Source organism: Pseudochrobactrum sp. XF203, assembly GCF_020341615.1.
In the GTDB taxonomy this organism is placed as follows: domain Bacteria; phylum Pseudomonadota; class Alphaproteobacteria; order Rhizobiales; family Rhizobiaceae; genus Pseudochrobactrum; species Pseudochrobactrum saccharolyticum.
On the sequence record NZ_CP084392.1, the window covers coordinates 2,490,272 to 2,505,133 of the forward strand.

General features: G+C 52.4%; 13 protein-coding genes. 7 read left to right on the top strand and 6 right to left on the bottom strand.

The window, feature by feature from the left end:
* The 5 genes from LDL70_RS11365 to LDL70_RS11385 form a co-directional block, all read right to left on the bottom strand.
* The gene (locus tag LDL70_RS11365; protein ID WP_225685087.1) at positions 1-687 is read right to left on the bottom strand and encodes a GNAT family N-acetyltransferase; all 687 of its coding nucleotides are present in this window, start codon (positions 685-687) and stop codon (positions 1-3) included.
* Positions 688-725: 38 nt separating this feature from the next.
* Positions 726-1,850, bottom strand: a complete 1,125-nt coding sequence (modC, locus tag LDL70_RS11370) for a molybdenum ABC transporter ATP-binding protein (RefSeq protein WP_116088796.1) — start codon at positions 1,848-1,850, stop codon at positions 726-728.
* Complete coding sequence (gene modB / locus LDL70_RS11375) at positions 1,847-2,527, bottom strand: molybdate ABC transporter permease subunit (RefSeq protein ID WP_225685088.1); 681 nt, start codon at positions 2,525-2,527, stop codon at positions 1,847-1,849. Before modB ends, modC begins: the two co-directional genes overlap by 4 nt.
* Before the next feature lie 16 nt (positions 2,528-2,543).
* A complete protein-coding gene (gene modA / locus LDL70_RS11380) occupies positions 2,544-3,299 on the bottom strand; it encodes a molybdate ABC transporter substrate-binding protein (RefSeq protein WP_370637663.1) in 756 nt (251 codons plus the stop codon).
* Between the two features lie 116 nt (positions 3,300-3,415).
* A complete protein-coding gene (locus LDL70_RS11385; RefSeq protein WP_022709717.1) occupies positions 3,416-4,339 on the bottom strand; it encodes a rhodanese-related sulfurtransferase in 924 nt (307 codons plus the stop codon).
* A 237-nt stretch (positions 4,340-4,576) separates the two neighbouring features.
* Here LDL70_RS11385 and LDL70_RS11390 point away from each other — a divergent pair, with 237 nt between their 5' ends.
* Positions 4,577-5,200, top strand: coding sequence for an N-acetylmuramidase family protein (locus LDL70_RS11390; protein WP_225685089.1), 624 nt, complete (start codon positions 4,577-4,579; stop codon positions 5,198-5,200).
* Between the two features lie 53 nt (positions 5,201-5,253).
* Positions 5,254-5,892, top strand: coding sequence for a 2-dehydro-3-deoxy-phosphogluconate aldolase (locus tag LDL70_RS11395; RefSeq protein WP_225685090.1), 639 nt, complete (start codon positions 5,254-5,256; stop codon positions 5,890-5,892).
* A 65-nt stretch (positions 5,893-5,957) separates the two neighbouring features.
* Here LDL70_RS11395 and LDL70_RS11400 read toward each other — a convergent pair whose 3' ends face one another.
* Positions 5,958-7,811, bottom strand: a complete 1,854-nt coding sequence (locus LDL70_RS11400; protein ID WP_370637664.1) for a DUF882 domain-containing protein — start codon at positions 7,809-7,811, stop codon at positions 5,958-5,960.
* Positions 7,812-8,506: 695 nt separating this feature from the next.
* Between LDL70_RS11400 and LDL70_RS11405 the strand changes: the two genes are divergently transcribed.
* From LDL70_RS11405 to LDL70_RS11425, 5 genes are all read left to right on the top strand, one after another.
* Positions 8,507-10,330 (top strand): M3 family oligoendopeptidase, encoded by a 1,824-nt coding sequence (locus LDL70_RS11405; protein ID WP_225688521.1) that lies wholly within the window; start codon positions 8,507-8,509, stop codon positions 10,328-10,330.
* Between the two features lie 7 nt (positions 10,331-10,337).
* Positions 10,338-11,528, top strand: coding sequence for an aminodeoxychorismate synthase component I (locus tag LDL70_RS11410; RefSeq protein ID WP_370637665.1), 1,191 nt, complete (start codon positions 10,338-10,340; stop codon positions 11,526-11,528).
* A gap of 3 nt (positions 11,529-11,531) precedes the next feature.
* Positions 11,532-12,173 (top strand): aminotransferase class IV family protein, encoded by a 642-nt coding sequence (locus LDL70_RS11415; protein ID WP_225685091.1) that lies wholly within the window; start codon positions 11,532-11,534, stop codon positions 12,171-12,173.
* Positions 12,174-12,385: 212 nt separating this feature from the next.
* On the top strand, positions 12,386-12,766 hold the full coding sequence (gene omp10 / locus LDL70_RS11420; protein WP_225685092.1) for an outer membrane lipoprotein Omp10: 381 nt from the start codon (positions 12,386-12,388) through the stop codon (positions 12,764-12,766).
* Positions 12,767-13,016: 250 nt separating this feature from the next.
* Positions 13,017-14,780 carry a 5'-nucleotidase C-terminal domain-containing protein gene (locus LDL70_RS11425; RefSeq protein ID WP_225685093.1) on the top strand — a complete coding sequence of 588 codons (1,764 nt, stop codon included), beginning with the start codon at positions 13,017-13,019 and terminating at the stop codon, positions 14,778-14,780.
* Positions 14,781-14,862: the final 82 nt, after the last annotated feature.

Here is a 14,862-nt window from a genome sequence, read left to right on the forward strand (position 1 = left end):
TTATCTCCGGCCTGTATCGGCGTAGAAGCTTTCCAGCTTTTTGATCTGCTGTCCGTTCGCGTCAAAATTGTCAGGAGCGAGCCAGTTTTGGTAAGCCTGTTTCAATGCAGGCCATTCGCTGTCGATCACCGAATACCATGCCGTGTCACGGTTCTTGCCTTTAACAATCAGATGCTGCCGGAAAATACCTTCAAACTGAAAACCGAAACGCTCCGCCGCACGCTTTGACGGCAGATTGTCATTATTGCATTTCCACTCATAACGGCGGTAACCGAGCTCATCAAAAATATATTGCATGAACAGATACTGGGCTTCGGTCGCAGCCGGTTTACGGGAGATCAATGGCCCCCAATAGATATTGCCGATTTCAATACTGCCATTCTCGGCATCAATGCGCATCAGCGCCTGACGACCGGCAATTTTACCTGTCGCCTTGTCAATCGTGACGAAAAACATAGTCGTCTGGCTTGCGGCGGATTTCTCCAGCCATGGCAGCATCTCTTCGAGCGTTGAAGGCACTGTATCAAACAGCCATGTGAAACGGCTGTCCGCATCGGCAACGCTTGACGCCTCAAACAGCCCCTGCCCGTGTTTTTCAACACTCAGCGGCTCCAGCCGCACAAACTGCCCTTCAAGAACTTTGCGCTCAGGAACAGGCCGCGCTGTCCACTCTGACAAGTCCTGCATAATCATTCTCCTCTTCCTCAAAAGGAAATGACCATATTTTATGCAGATTGCAAACTGATTTCACTTTGCTGCAGTCTTGCGGCACTGCGATCTATCGACACTGCTTTGATAAGTGCAAAAACCTGCTCGCCGGTTTTCAGATTGAGATCCTGCACAGATTTGCGCGAAATACGGGACAATAATTGCACATCGCCCAATTGCAGGCGCAATTCCGCAAACGGTCCGTCATCGGTTGAGATTGCAACAATCGTTACCGGAAAAATATTGCGGATACTGATATCCACCGGCGCAAAGCGCGACAGAGACACATCGCGCGAGCGGATACGCAAACGCACTTTCATCCCCGATTGCAATGCATGGTCTGTCAGCTGAAAATTATGTCCGCCAATGGCAATGTCAGCCATGGCATAGGCATCATCACTGCGGGTGACTTCCCCTTGCAAAAGCACACTGGTCGTATCGCCCGTACCATCAATCTGGCTGAAAATATCAAACACTGAACCGCTTTCCCGTACCCGTCCCTGCTCCAGCAGCACAAGCGTATCCGCCAGCCGCGCGACTTCATCCACCTCGTGGCTGACAAAGACAATCGGCAGCCCGCTCTCGTCACGCAGACGCTCCAGATAAGGTAAAATTTCCTGACGCCGCGCATGATCCAGCGATGACAGAGGCTCATCGAGCAGCAGCAGGCGCGGTGCCGACAGCAATGCCCGCCCGATCGCCACACGCTGTTTCTCACCGCCGGACAATTGATGCGGCTTGCGCTGTAATAAAGCGCCGATACCGAGCAGCTCGGTTATTTCCTCAACCTTACGCTCCGGCTCACGTTTACCTGCCCATTGCGCATAGGTCAGATTGCGCAAAACACTGAGATGCGGGAACAGACGGGCATCCTGATAGACATAGCCGATATGGCGTTCTTCAGGCCGGAGATTGATGTTTCTGGCGCTGTCGAACAGCACCAGATTGCCAACGGCAATGCGCCCTTCCTCAGGGCGCAGCGTTCCGGCAATCATGCGCAGCAAAGTGGTTTTACCGGCACCGGATGCACCGAATAATGCTGTAACGCCGGTCTCAGCACGAAAGGCCGCCTCAACGCGAAACCCGCCATTGCCGCCTTTTACATTGAAATCAAGGGTATTGAAGCTGATTTGATGTGTCATTTACCAGCTCCGCTCAACCGGCGCTGCAACCATTCGGACAGCACCACCGCCAACACAGACAGCACAACGGAAACCAGAATAAGCTTCAGCGCAGCGGCATCACCGCTCGGCGTTTGCATCAGCGCATAAATCGCCAGCGACAGGGTTTGCGTTTCGCCCGGAATATTCGAGACAAAGGTAATTGTAGCGCCAAATTCGCCGAGCGCTTTGGCAAAACCCAGCACACTACCGGCAATAATGCCCGGTATCAGCAAAGGCAGCGTCACAGTCATAAAGGCTTTGATGCGCCCTGCTCCCAGCGTACGGGCAGCTTCTTCCAGACCCCGGTCGATATTTTCAATCGCCAGCCGCATCGGACGGATCAGCAATGGCAGTGCCATCACACCGGCAGCCAAGGCTGCTCCCGTCCAGCGGAAAGCGAAGGTAAAATCAAACCATTGCAGCAGCAGACTGCCGATAGCGCCGCGCGTACCAAACAGCACCAGCAGAAAATAACCGGTTACTACCGGCGGCAGCACCAGCGGCATTGTCAGCACCGCCTGTAACAGGCTTTTGCCGGGGAAATTATAGCGTGCCAGTATCCACGCAAAACCAAATGCAACCGGCAAGGCTCCGAGGATAGCAAGCCCTGCTATCCTCAAAGACAAAGCGATAATTTCCATTTCCGACATTGCCATCAGTCAGATCAAAGCCTTATTTTGCTTCTGCCGCAGGCACAAAGCCCTTATCGGCAATGATTGCCTGTCCGGCATCGCTGCGCAAAAATGCAAGAAATGCCTTGGAGTTTTCATCAGACTTGCCGACCAGTGCCGCAGGATAAAGAATTGGCGCGTGGCTTGATGCAGGGAAGCGGTAAACTTCTGTCAGTTCAGGCACCTGTGCACGATCCGATGCATAGACAATACCGGCTTTCACTTCACCGCGGGAAACATATTGCAGCGCTACACGCACATTTTCCGCAAAGACTGCATTGGCAGAAACATCACCCCAGATGCCGAGTTTTTCAAGGGCTGCCTTGGCATATTTACCGGCAGGCACATTTGACGGATCCCCCATAGAGAAGCGTCCGGCTTTGAGGATTTCCGCAGCTTCTGCCGGTTTTGTATCTTTGGCACCGGCGATCACCAGCGCATTACCGGCAATCACAGCGCGGCTGTCATTGTCTATCAGCTTGCGCTCCTGCACATAATCCATCCAGTCGAGATCGGCTGAGATAAAAATGCTGGCTGGCGCACCGGCTTCGATCTGTTTCGCCAGCACAGAGGAAGACGCATAAGACGCAGTTACTTCCGCACCGTTTTCGGCCTTAAATTTCTCTGCTGCCGTATCAATCACATCTTTCATGCTGGCCGCAGCAAATACGACAATCTTTTCTGCCGCTAAGGTTGGCAGGGCAGTACCGGCCAGCAGGCCAAGCGCAACAACAAATCTGATCATGACATCCCTCAATATTTTTCAATCATTATATTTCTTTATGCATAACGCGTCCTATCCCATGCATCAAGCAATAAAAAAGGCTCTCCGAAGGGAGAGCCTTTAATAAAAAAATCTGAGCTGATGTGAAATCAGTCGCCGATATGCTGTTTGGCACCGCGCTCTTTCGCCAGCAGAACCTGACGCTGACGTTCGGCATAACGGGCACGGTCAGCATCGCTGCGCTCGTGATAGCAAGTGTCGCAGGAAATACCTTCCTGATAGAATTTCGACAATTTGCCCTCAGGTGTTACCGGATTGCGGCAAGCGCGGCACAGTTCCACATCGCCTTCCACCAGACCATGACCAACAGAAACACGCTCGTCAAAAACGAAGCATTCACCTTCCCAGCGTGTATCTTCCGCAGGCATATCTTCGAGATATTTCAGAATGCCGCCCTTGAGATGGAAAACATCATCAAAGCCCAGACCTTTTACAAAAGCCGTTGCCTTCTCACAGCGGATACCACCGGTACAGAACATGGCAATTTTCTTGCCTTCCAGCTCATCGCGGTGGTCTTCAACCCATTGCGGAAACTCGCGGAAAGTCTTGGTCTTCGGATCAATCGCGCCTTTAAAAGTGCCGATCGCATATTCATAATCATTACGTGTATCGATGAGGATCGTGTTCTCATCGTCGATCAGCGCATTCCACTCCTGCGGCTGCACATAGGTGCCGACGCTCTGCAACGGATCAATCCCGTCCACACCCATGGTCACGATCTCTTTCTTGAGACGGACTTTCATGCGGTTAAACGGCATCTGGCTAGCTGTTGAATATTTCAGTTCAATATTCTGCTCACGCAAGGCAGGAATAGCTTCAATAAAAGCAATCAACGCGGCAATGCCGGACTGTGTTCCGGCAACAGTGCCGTTCAGTCCTTCAGCGGCCAGCAACAAAGTGCCTTTGATACCCTGCTCATCACAAAGCTCAGTCAGCGGTGCCTGATAGGCTTCAAAATCTGGAAAACGCGCAAAACAATAGAGCGCAGCAACAGTGAAATGTGCTTCACACATAAATAAACCTCAATAGCTGGTCGCCTCGCAAAGGCGCTGCCGTGATATTCCGCCTGACCACCCTGAGGGTCAGTCAGACAGCCGAAAACAGATTAATCTGCTTGCCTGTGCTCTAACGCCGCTGCGGAGCAATTTCAAGATCAGCATCAAATTTTGCTGCCACGAAGCGAGAATCTATCCCCGTTCTCGCTACGCATGACACAGTGCAACGGGTTATATCAGTCAGGAGAGAGTGCCATGTTTCGCGCAGAAATCAGAATGCTGTTTTCAGAAGCAGGACAAGCGCATCATCTCGATCCCGCAGCCCTTGCCGCTGTCGCACAGACAGAAAGCAGTGGCATTGTCACCACACGCATCCATGGACGTGATGAACCACTGATCCGTTTTGAGGGGCATTATTTTGATAAACGCCTCAGCCCTGCCGATCAGGCAAAAGCCAGAGCGCTGAAGCTCTCCTCTCCCCGTGCCGGAGCCACTCCCAATCCGGCGGATCAGGCGGCACGCTGGCAAATGCTGGACAAAGCCTGCCGCATCAACCGCGATGCCGCTTATGAATCCACACCATGGGGTGTCGGACAGGTTATGGGTGCCCATTGGCACTGGCTGGGTTATGTGTCCGTTGCTGAAATGGTTGAAACTGTGCGCAGCGCCGTGCCGGAGCAGATTGAACTGATGAGCCGCTTTATCGTCTACAGCAATCTGCGGGATGTGTTGAACAAGCACGACTGGCAAAAATTCGCATATAGCTATAACGGCCCGCTCTATGCCAAAAACCGCTATGACCGGAAACTGGCTCAAAACTATGCGCTGTATCAGCCCTTGTTTCCCGCCTTCACTCCCCCTGATCAACGAACAGCATAGACAAAATATCTTCGGAACGTTAAATCGATTATAACAATAATTCCGAGGGTGAGATGTCGCAGAAAACCGAAAGCCTAATTCCCGTCATGACGGGACAAACCGTCATTCCTGTTCTGCTGATTGATAAAGCAGCAGATGCCGTTCCGCTTGCACGCGCTCTGGCAAAAGGCGGTCTGCCTGCCATCGAAATTACCCTGCGCACCAGTGCGGCACTGGATGCTATCCGTGCCGTGGCAGAAGATGTGCCGGAAGCCATTGTCGGCGCCGGAACCATCCTCAATGCCACCCATTATGAGCAGGCTGTCACTTCCGGTTCAAAATTCATCGTCAGCCCCGGCGTAACAGATGCCATTCTGAAAGCCGCAGATAACAGCCCCGTCCCTCTGCTGCCGGGTTGCGCAACAGCAAGCGAAGTGATGAGCCTGCGTGAGCGCGGCTATACTCATGTGAAATTTTTCCCTGCGGAACAAGCAGGCGGCGCGGCCTATCTTAAAGCCCTGTCCTCCCCGCTTGCCGGTACCTTCTTCTGCCCGACAGGCGGCATCAGCCTCAGCAATGCCATGAATTATCTCACCCTGCCGAATGTGCTGTGCATCGGCGGCTCATGGATTGCTCCGAAAGAGCTGGTCAATGATGGAAAATGGGATGAAATTACAGCGCTGGCAGCCGCAGCCGCCGCGCTCAAATCCTGATCAACATTAAAATTCAGGCAATAAAAAAGGGAGCTCAAAGCTCCCTTTTTTCATTCTTGCACCGATCAGTTGATCTTAGAGAATTTAGCAATCGGAATGAAAGTCACTGCATTGCCTGTAAAGCGGTTTGCATTACCGGCAGGCAGGTCTTTCTGGAAGCCGGCTGTGTAAACAACGGTTGGTGCCTGACGCATGGCATCATTTCGCAGAACCGGATTGGACACCGGTACAACTTTGGCTACAGGCTCATTCGAAATCGCAACTTCTGTCGCGGCATCGGCAGGCTGCAGCACTGCATTGGCAGCCGCTTTTGTAACTGGGCGATCTGAGCGACCGGCTTTAGCGGTTGTCCGTACAGCGTCAGCACCAGTTGCTGCGGCAGTATTCTCGCTGTTTACGACCGGACGGGAGGACGGACGGCTGTTGCGTGTATCCTGTGGCATAACCATAGCCACCTGCTGTTCCTGAGCCTGCGGACGCGGAGCCGGAATGGATGCAGTGTGGTCACTATTGCTCAGCAGATCAGCAATCGCATCCTGACCGGCTTCAGCACGGGCAACGGAGACTTCCTGAGCCTGTGCCTGGGTTGGGCGCGTTGCCGGAACAGCAGCGGCCAGAACGGTATTGATCGCCTGTCCTGCGCCCTGCGGACGCTGTACCGGAACCGGCACATATCCGCTCAGCATAGCACCGGTATTTGCAGTTGTGTCAGCTGCAACCAGCGCGGCAATCTGGTCATTGGCAGGCTGGGCCGGTGCGGAAGGCGCACCTGTGGCACCCGCAAAAGCCTGCGCTTCAAGTGTATTCGGCGGTGGCGGTGTCATAGCCAGCAGCACTTCGGCTTCCGACTGCGGACGCTTCACCGGAACCGGCACAGCAAAAGCCATTGCCGCCTGTGCATCCGGTGTCATTTCCACACCGGCCGAAGGGCGCGGTGCATTCAACGGTACCGGTGCATCGCGGGCAGGCAAAGCAGCAATCAACGCTTCCTGCGGCGCCTGAGGCTCAGGCTGTGCAGGTACAGCACGGTTCGGCACTGCCGGTACCGGAGCCTGACGGGCAGGAACTGCGGCAGCAGGTGCTGTACGTGCCGGACGGGCAGTTGCTACAGCACGGCTGGAGCTTTCACCATTATCTTCTTCTTCATCCGCACCGCCGCCAAACAACATACCGAACAGAGATTTGCTCTTCGGCTTGGCAGAAGCCATCTGGATTGTACCGCCATTGGCCTTACGGGCTTCATAGGCAGCAAGCGCCTGTTCATAACCCGGCAATGGCTTGCCATCGGTCGGAACGTGAATTGTTTTACCGTCAGGGAACACAGCCAGCAATTCGCGGCGGCTCAGGCGCGGCCAGTGACGCACACTGCCGACATCAAGATGCACAAAAGGCGAACCGGAAGTCGGATAATAACCAACGCCGCCGATCTGATAGCGCAACGCGGTGTCACGCAGCTTTTTCAGCGGAACACCCGGAATGAAAAAATCCATCGCCTTGCCGAGCGTATGCTGGCTGCTTTTGGCAACGCCGCGGGTACGCGAACGCAGCATGGAGTTCGTCGCCGGTGAACGATAGGCGGAAACAACAGTAATATAATCGCGGCCGCCAGCAGTCTGATAGACCTGCCAGACCAGATCGAACAAACGCGGATCCATCTTGGTCGGCTCGTTGCGGCGCCAGTCGCGCAGGAAGACATTCAGCTTCTTCAAACCATCCGGCAGATAGCGGCCGTTTTTCTTGAACGTGATTTCTGCACGTTCACCGGTATGCACAAAATGCAGCTTCAATGTACGGGTTTCGGCTGCAGCCTGAGACGGCGCGAAAGCTGTAACAGCCGTGAAAACAAGTGCCAGCTGCGCGCTGAGTTTAAAAACTCTGCCTGCCCAGCCCGCCAGTTTAGATGTTTTGCTGTTTTCCAATTTCGAATGCCTTACCGTTTACAGTCACGCTATTCAGATGAATATCGGATTTAATGGTTAATAGACACTTATTGAACAGACAATGAGTTTTCAGCATGACAAAAAAAACGCATTCGGGAAGGACTTTCCATCATGGTAAAGAGTTTATGAACAGATTTTACAACCTGAGGAAGCATGATTTTATCTATACACGCGCCCAGCGTCACGAATAGCACTCTGTGGCATATATGCACCATCCGATTGAAAATATTTAATTTTCAGGGCAAATAGTGCGATATTTCGCGGTTTCCGGCACCTGAAAAACAAAGAACACCAATCAGAAAATTCATATAATATTTCAGCAGTATAATAGGCCTTAAGCACATAAAATTTACCGGATTTTACTCACATTGTTTCGTCAATGTAACGCAATGTGATGGGATAAAGAGCCTCATTTCGGGAACCAAATCGGTTTTGGCTCTGCTTTTGAGTCGAAAAAACACAAAATTGCACCAGCGCCACCTGATCCGGCATGCTGATTTCACCCTTTTATATCTTAACAGCGCCTGCCTGCACCCGACTTTGATCCCGCAATTTCAATACTGCTGAAACGCATGAAATCTGCGCAGGAACATCCTATATAGACTGCAGCATTAAAAAGAATCGTATGAGGTTGAACCGCAATGAATTTACGCAACCATGCAGAATTTCTCCGTATGCCTGCCGATGCCCCGCAGGCACAGGTTTCCGCAGCTTCCGAGCTGAGCAATCTGCCATGCTGGAACCTCACCGATCTTTACCCTGCACCGGACAGTGCGGAACTGACCCGCGACCTGCAGCTTTCAGCAGAGCGATCAATTGCTTTTGAGAATAAATGGAAAGGCAAGCTCGAAGCTGAAGCCTCCAAGCCTCAGGGCGGTAATTTTGCCGATGCGATTAAAGAATTCGAACAGCTTCAGGAACTGATGGGACGCATCTATTCCTATGCCGGTCTGCTCTATGCGGATGACACCTCCAGTGCCGCCAATGCCAAACTCTATGGCGATGTGCAGCAGAAACTCACCGATGCAGGCAGCCACCTGATCTTCTTCTCGCTGGAACTCAACCGTATTGATGACGCCCTGCTCGACAAGGCGATCGCTGAGAACCCTGCTATCGGCCATTATAAGCCATGGCTGATCGACTTGCGTAAAGACAAGCCTTACCAGCTGGATGACCAGATTGAGACATTGTTCCATGATATCTCTGTCACCGGTTTTGTTGCCTGGAACCGTCTGTTTGACGAAACCATGAGCGGTTTGCGCTTTACCATCGACGGCGCAGAGCTACCGATTGAACCGGTGCTCACCATGTTGCAGGATGCGGATGGTGCAACCCGTAAAAAAGCCTCGGACGCATTGTCCAAAACCTTTGGTGAAAATCTGCGCCTTTTCACGCTCATCACCAATACGCTCGCCAAGGATAAAGAAATCTCCGACCGCTGGCGCGGTTTTGAGGATATTGCCGACAGCCGCCACCTTGCCAACCGCGTTGAGCGTGAAGTTGTCGATGCACTGGCCAGCGCCGTGAATGATGCCTATCCGCGTATTTCCCATCGCTACTATGCACTGAAGGCAAAATGGCTCGGCCTTGAACAGCTCGACAACTGGGATCGCAATGCGCCGCTGCCGGAAACCCCGCAGGTCACTATCGGCTGGGATGAAGCAAAAGCAACTGTGCTGGATGCCTATGCAGGCTTCGCACCGGAAATGGCCGATATTGCCCGCGACTTCTTTGACAAGAACTGGATTGATGCCCCGACCCGCGCAGGCAAGGCACCGGGTGCTTTTGCCCATCCGACTGTGCCTTCCGCACATCCTTATGTATTGCTCAACTATCTGGGCAAGCCGCGCGATGTTATGACCCTTGCCCATGAGCTTGGCCATGGCGTGCATCAGGTTCTCGCCGCGAAACAGGGCGCGCTGATGGCTTCAACCCCGCTGACACTGGCAGAAACCGCCTCCGTATTCGGTGAAATGCTGACCTTCCAGTCTCTGCTTGCAAAAGCAAAGGACAAGCGCGAGCGCAAAGCAATGCTGGCGCAGAAGACCGAGGACATGATCAATACGGTTGTCCGCCAGATCGCCTTCTACCAGTTTGAACGCAAAGTTCACACTGAGCGCAAAAACGGTGAACTGACAGCCGAACAGATCGGCGAAATCTGGATGGAAGTGCAGCGTTCAAGCTTAGGCCCTGCAATCCGCCTCAATCCGGGCTATGAAAGCTTCTGGACTTATATTCCGCATTTCATCCACTCGCCGTTCTATGTCTATGCCTATGCTTTCGGCGATTGCCTCGTAAATTCGCTCTATGCGGTTTACCAGAACAATCCTGAAGGTTTTCAGGACAAATATTTCGATATGCTGAAGGCTGGCGGTACCCGCCATCATAAAGAACTGCTGGCACCATTCGGTCTGGATGCTTCTGATCCGGCCTTCTGGCAGCAGGGCCTGTCAGTGATTGAAGGCATGATCGACGAACTGGAAGCGATGGAAGACTGATCGCATTATGGTTGAGCGAGCAATGCCTGCATCTTCTGAGCCTTTCATTCTGTTTCGTGACGATGTTGAACAGCAATCCATGCTGTTCAACAGGCCGGAACAACTGATTATTATTGAACAGGCTTCCGATTTTGAGGCAGGCTTTGCCGCGCTTGAAGCAGCGCATCGTCAGGGCAAATGGCTTGCAGGTTATTTCAGCTATGAGGCGGGTTTTCTGTTGGAGCCGAAGCTTGCTCCCCTGCTGCCGGAGGAACGCCGTGTTCCGCTGATTTGCTTTGGTGTCTTTAGTGAATCTCCGGCGGATATCCCTGCCGGTAACCGGAACATTGGCACCAATGCGCATCTTTCTGATTTTCATGCCCATTGGTCGGAAACAGACTATCAGCAGCGTTTCCAACGCCTGCATCGTCATTTGCGTGAAGGCGATTGCTATCAGGGCAATCTGACATTTCCGATTTCAGCACGCTATCACGGTGAGCCTGAGGCGCTGTTTGCCGATCTCAGCAACCGCCAGCCTGTGCGTTACAGCGCATATGTTAATCTGACTGCGCAAGACAAGGCACCGCTTATTCTGTCGCGCTCACCGGAGCTGTTTTTTCAAATCAATAAAGACGGCTGGATAGAAACCCATCCGATGAAGGGCACCACACCGCGCGGGGCAACACCACAAGAAGATGATGCCTTGCGTGATTTTCTGATCCATGACGAAAAAAGTCAGGCCGAAAACCGCATGATCGTGGATTTACTGCGCAATGACATTTCGCTGATCAGCGAAGTCGGCAGCCTTTCTGTGCCGAAAATCTTCCATGTCGAACGCTATCCGACGGTACACCAGATGGTCAGCCATGTGCGGGCAAAGCTGTTGCCCGATCTCACTTTGCGGCAGATCTTTGCAGCTTTGTTTCCGTGCGGCTCGGTGACCGGCGCACCGAAAATCAGCGCCATGACGATTTTGCACCAGCTTGAACAACAGGCGCGCGATATTTATTGCGGCTCCATCGGCTGGATCGCACCATCCGGCGAAATGCGCTTCAATGTCGCCATTCGCACCCTGTCGCTCTATCCTGACGGAGAAGTAGTCCTCAATGTCGGCGGCGGTGTGGTCTATGATTCAACGGCAGAAGCAGAATATGCCGAATGTTTGCTGAAAGCCCGCTATGCGACCGGTGAGAACACAGTCTCCGGCATCCGAGAGTGAAACATGCAAGACCTGAATTTTGGCCTGATCGAAACATTGCGCTTTGAGCCTGCCAATGGTTTTCTGCGTCTTGAACAGCATTTACAGCGTCTGCAGCAATCTGCGACGCAACTCGGTTTTGTTTTTGATGAAGGTGCTATCCGTTCACAATTGCAGGCACATGCAAACAGCCCTCATGCCTTACGTGTCCGCCTTTGCCTGAGGTCAGACGGTACAGCAGATATCATCACCGCAGTCTTTCAGCCTTTGCCGCCGCAAATGATCTGGACATTGGCAATTGCCGAAACCCGCCTGAACAGCGCCGATGAGCTGCTGCGCCACAAAACAACACGCCGCACGGCCTATGAAGCCGCGCGGGCGGAATTTACACCTGCACAGGCTGATGAAGTTCTGCTGCTCAATGAAAAAGACGAGATTTGCGAAGGCACGATCACTTCGCTCTTTGCGGATATGGGGGATGGTATATTGCTGACCCCGCCGCTGGAATGCGGGTTGCTGAATGGCGTCTTGCGGCAGGAACTACTGCAACAGGGTAAAGCCAGAACTGCCGTTCTCACGCTTCAGCACTTGCAAAAAGCGCACCGGATTCTTGTCGGCAATTCTCTGCGCGGCATGATACGAGCGCAATTAGCCGATGCATTCTGATATCCGCCGCCCTTTAAATTACGCCATTATAAAATATAATGTTTTTGCTGTCTGAGACCAACAAAACCGCTTCACACACAAAGATGTGAGGTAAAAAAGCAACAGATACAAGGCTCTTCATGGTTAAGGAACCTATAAAGCTCTTGTATTTACCCGCATTTACATACATCAAATTATTATAAAATTTTGCAGAATCCCGGGAGAGCTCGCTTATGAAAACATTCCGCACGGCCGCATCCCTTTGTCTGGCTGCCACAGTCGCTGCCTGTACCACATACGGACCAGTCAATGGCGGTGGCGGCAACACCATGCCGACCCGTCCGGCTAATGCCGGTATTGATGGTGGCTGGGTTGATGCCAATGGCATTACATCGAATTTCAACGGCGGCGTTTTTGAAACCCGCACAACTGACACCAATGAAAAGCTGGCAGAAGGTAATTACCGTTACCTGTCACCGCGTTTGGTGGAAATTGATATGCGTTCGATCGTACGCGGCACTACATCCAAAGTGAATTGCGCACAGGTTACTCCGTCACAGCTCAATTGCACCACATCAACCGGTTCGCAATTCTCGCTGACACGTAAAGCCTGAGTCACTCAGTACTAAAAAATATGAACGCCCGTGGCTCAGCTGCGGGCGTTTTGCTATTCCTAGAGTATGTCGCAGCTAAATGGTCTCATTTAGCGTCCGCGAACATACGACAATTAAGTGAATCTAGAGCGAACGCTATGAATTCAATTAAACGCGACACGCTCTAGCTCTCTCAGAACTTGGGAGATGCAAACAGCATTCGTCATATTACTATGCTATTCTGCCCCGACAAATGTCTACGGAGAAAGCCATGTCCGGACTGTTCAAGATTCTGTTTTGCAGCGCCAGCCTTCTAAGCCTGTCACTGCCTGCCTATGCCGATTACACGCTAACCATTCTGCACACAAATGACACACATTCCCGCATTGAAGAGGTCAATAAATATGACGCGACCTGTTCGGCTAAGGAAAGCGCAGAGCAGCAGTGTTTCGGCGGTATGGCGCGGCTGAAAGCGGCTATAGATGCAGAGCGCGCCAAGGGCGGCAATATGCTGGTGCTGGATGCCGGAGATCAGTTTCAGGGTTCATTGTTTTTCACCACCTATAAAGGCACGGACAATGCCGAATTCATGAATGCCATCGGCTATGATGCGATGGCACTCGGCAATCATGAATTTGATCTTGGGCAGGAAGGGCTGGCGCCCTTTCTGAATAAAATCAAACTGCCGGTTCTGTCTGCCAATATTGAAACCGCTGCCGGCTCACCGATCCACGGCAAATTCGCACGCTATCTTGTCAAAACAATTGGCAATGAAAAGATCGGCATTGTCGGCCTGACCACACCGGACACGGTGGAAATTGCACGTCCGGGCAAGGACATCCGTTTTCTTGATGCCAAGGAAACATTGCAGCGCATGATTACAGACCTGAAAGCAGAAGGCGTGAACAAGATCATCGCCCTCACCCATCTGGGTTATGATGCGGATCAGCAATTGGCAGCAGAACTGGATGATGTGGATGCAATCGTCGGCGGACACAGTCATACATTGCTCGGCGACAATGCCTTACGCGCTTCCGGCCCCTATCCTACTCTCGTCAAAAATCCATCCGGCAAGATGGTTCCGGTCGTCACGGCCTATGCCTATACGCAATATCTGGGCAGGCTGGTGCTGAATTTTGACGATGCGGGCAATCTCACATCAGCCTCCGGTGCACCTCTGCGGCTGGATGCCTCCATCAAACCGGACGCAGAACTGGCCAGCCGCATTACGGAAATGGCCAAGCCGATTGAGGAACTGAAAAACCGCCGTGTCGCCGAGACAACCAAGCTGATTGATGGCTCTGCTGTCAGCTGCCGCACGCAGCAATGTCCTATGGGCGATCTGGTCACCACTGCCATGATCGATCGTGTGCACGATCAGGGTATCACTGCCGCGCTGATAAATGGCGGTGCATTGCGCGCTTCAATCAAGGCCGGTGACATCACTATGGGTGATGTACTGGTGGTGCTGCCGTTTCAGAACACCGTTGCAACATTTCAGATGAAAGGCAGCGATCTGCGGTCAGCATTGGAGAATGGTGTCAGCCAGATTGAAAAAGGCAGCGGTCGCTATCCGCAGGTTGCAGGCATAAAATTCACACTGGATATGGCTAAACCTGCCGGACAGCGCATTACCGCTGTCGAAATGCAGGATGCGGAAAGCAACTGGCAGCCGCTTGTTGATAATAAGCTCTATGGCATTACCGCAACCGATTATCTGCGCACAGGCGGTGACGGCTATGACATGATCGCCCAAAAAGCTGAAAAAGCCTATGATTACGGTCCTTCACTCGATCAGGTTGTTGCTGAATATTTGCAGGAACATTCGCCCTATTCAGATGCTGCACAGCCCGCAGCAAAAATGCCGGTCTCTGAGGCTTATGAAATCAAACAGGGCGACAGTTACTGGTCGATTGCAGAGAAGCTCTATGGCAATGGCACAGAATGGAAACGCCTGTTCCGTCAGAACCCGACTTACAAGCCACGGAAACTGCCGGTTGGCGCTGTTTTGAAAACCGGAGCACCTTCCCAATAAAAAACCACTTTAAATTTGAGTTTTCTCATCATGTTATGGTTATGTTCTGGTCATGCCGGACATAATACTGTTATGATAGGCA

Coding starts and splice junctions, on each gene's coding strand:
- LDL70_RS11395 (WP_225685090.1), top strand. CDS start 5,254: ATGTCGCAGAAAACCGAAAGCCTAATTCCCGTCATGACGGGACAAACC.
- LDL70_RS11425 (WP_225685093.1), top strand. CDS start 13,017: ATGTCCGGACTGTTCAAGATTCTGTTTTGCAGCGCCAGCCTTCTAAGC.
- LDL70_RS11385 (WP_022709717.1), bottom strand. CDS start 4,339: ATGTGTGAAGCACATTTCACTGTTGCTGCGCTCTATTGTTTTGCGCGT.
- LDL70_RS11415 (WP_225685091.1), top strand. CDS start 11,532: ATGCAAGACCTGAATTTTGGCCTGATCGAAACATTGCGCTTTGAGCCT.
- LDL70_RS11410 (WP_370637665.1), top strand. CDS start 10,338: ATGGTTGAGCGAGCAATGCCTGCATCTTCTGAGCCTTTCATTCTGTTT.
- LDL70_RS11365 (WP_225685087.1), bottom strand. CDS start 687: ATGCAGGACTTGTCAGAGTGGACAGCGCGGCCTGTTCCTGAGCGCAAA.
- modB (WP_225685088.1), bottom strand. CDS start 2,527: ATGGCAATGTCGGAAATGGAAATTATCGCTTTGTCTTTGAGGATAGCA.
- omp10 (WP_225685092.1), top strand. CDS start 12,386: ATGAAAACATTCCGCACGGCCGCATCCCTTTGTCTGGCTGCCACAGTC.
- LDL70_RS11405 (WP_225688521.1), top strand. CDS start 8,507: ATGCCTGCCGATGCCCCGCAGGCACAGGTTTCCGCAGCTTCCGAGCTG.
- modC (WP_116088796.1), bottom strand. CDS start 1,850: ATGACACATCAAATCAGCTTCAATACCCTTGATTTCAATGTAAAAGGC.
- LDL70_RS11390 (WP_225685089.1), top strand. CDS start 4,577: ATGTTTCGCGCAGAAATCAGAATGCTGTTTTCAGAAGCAGGACAAGCG.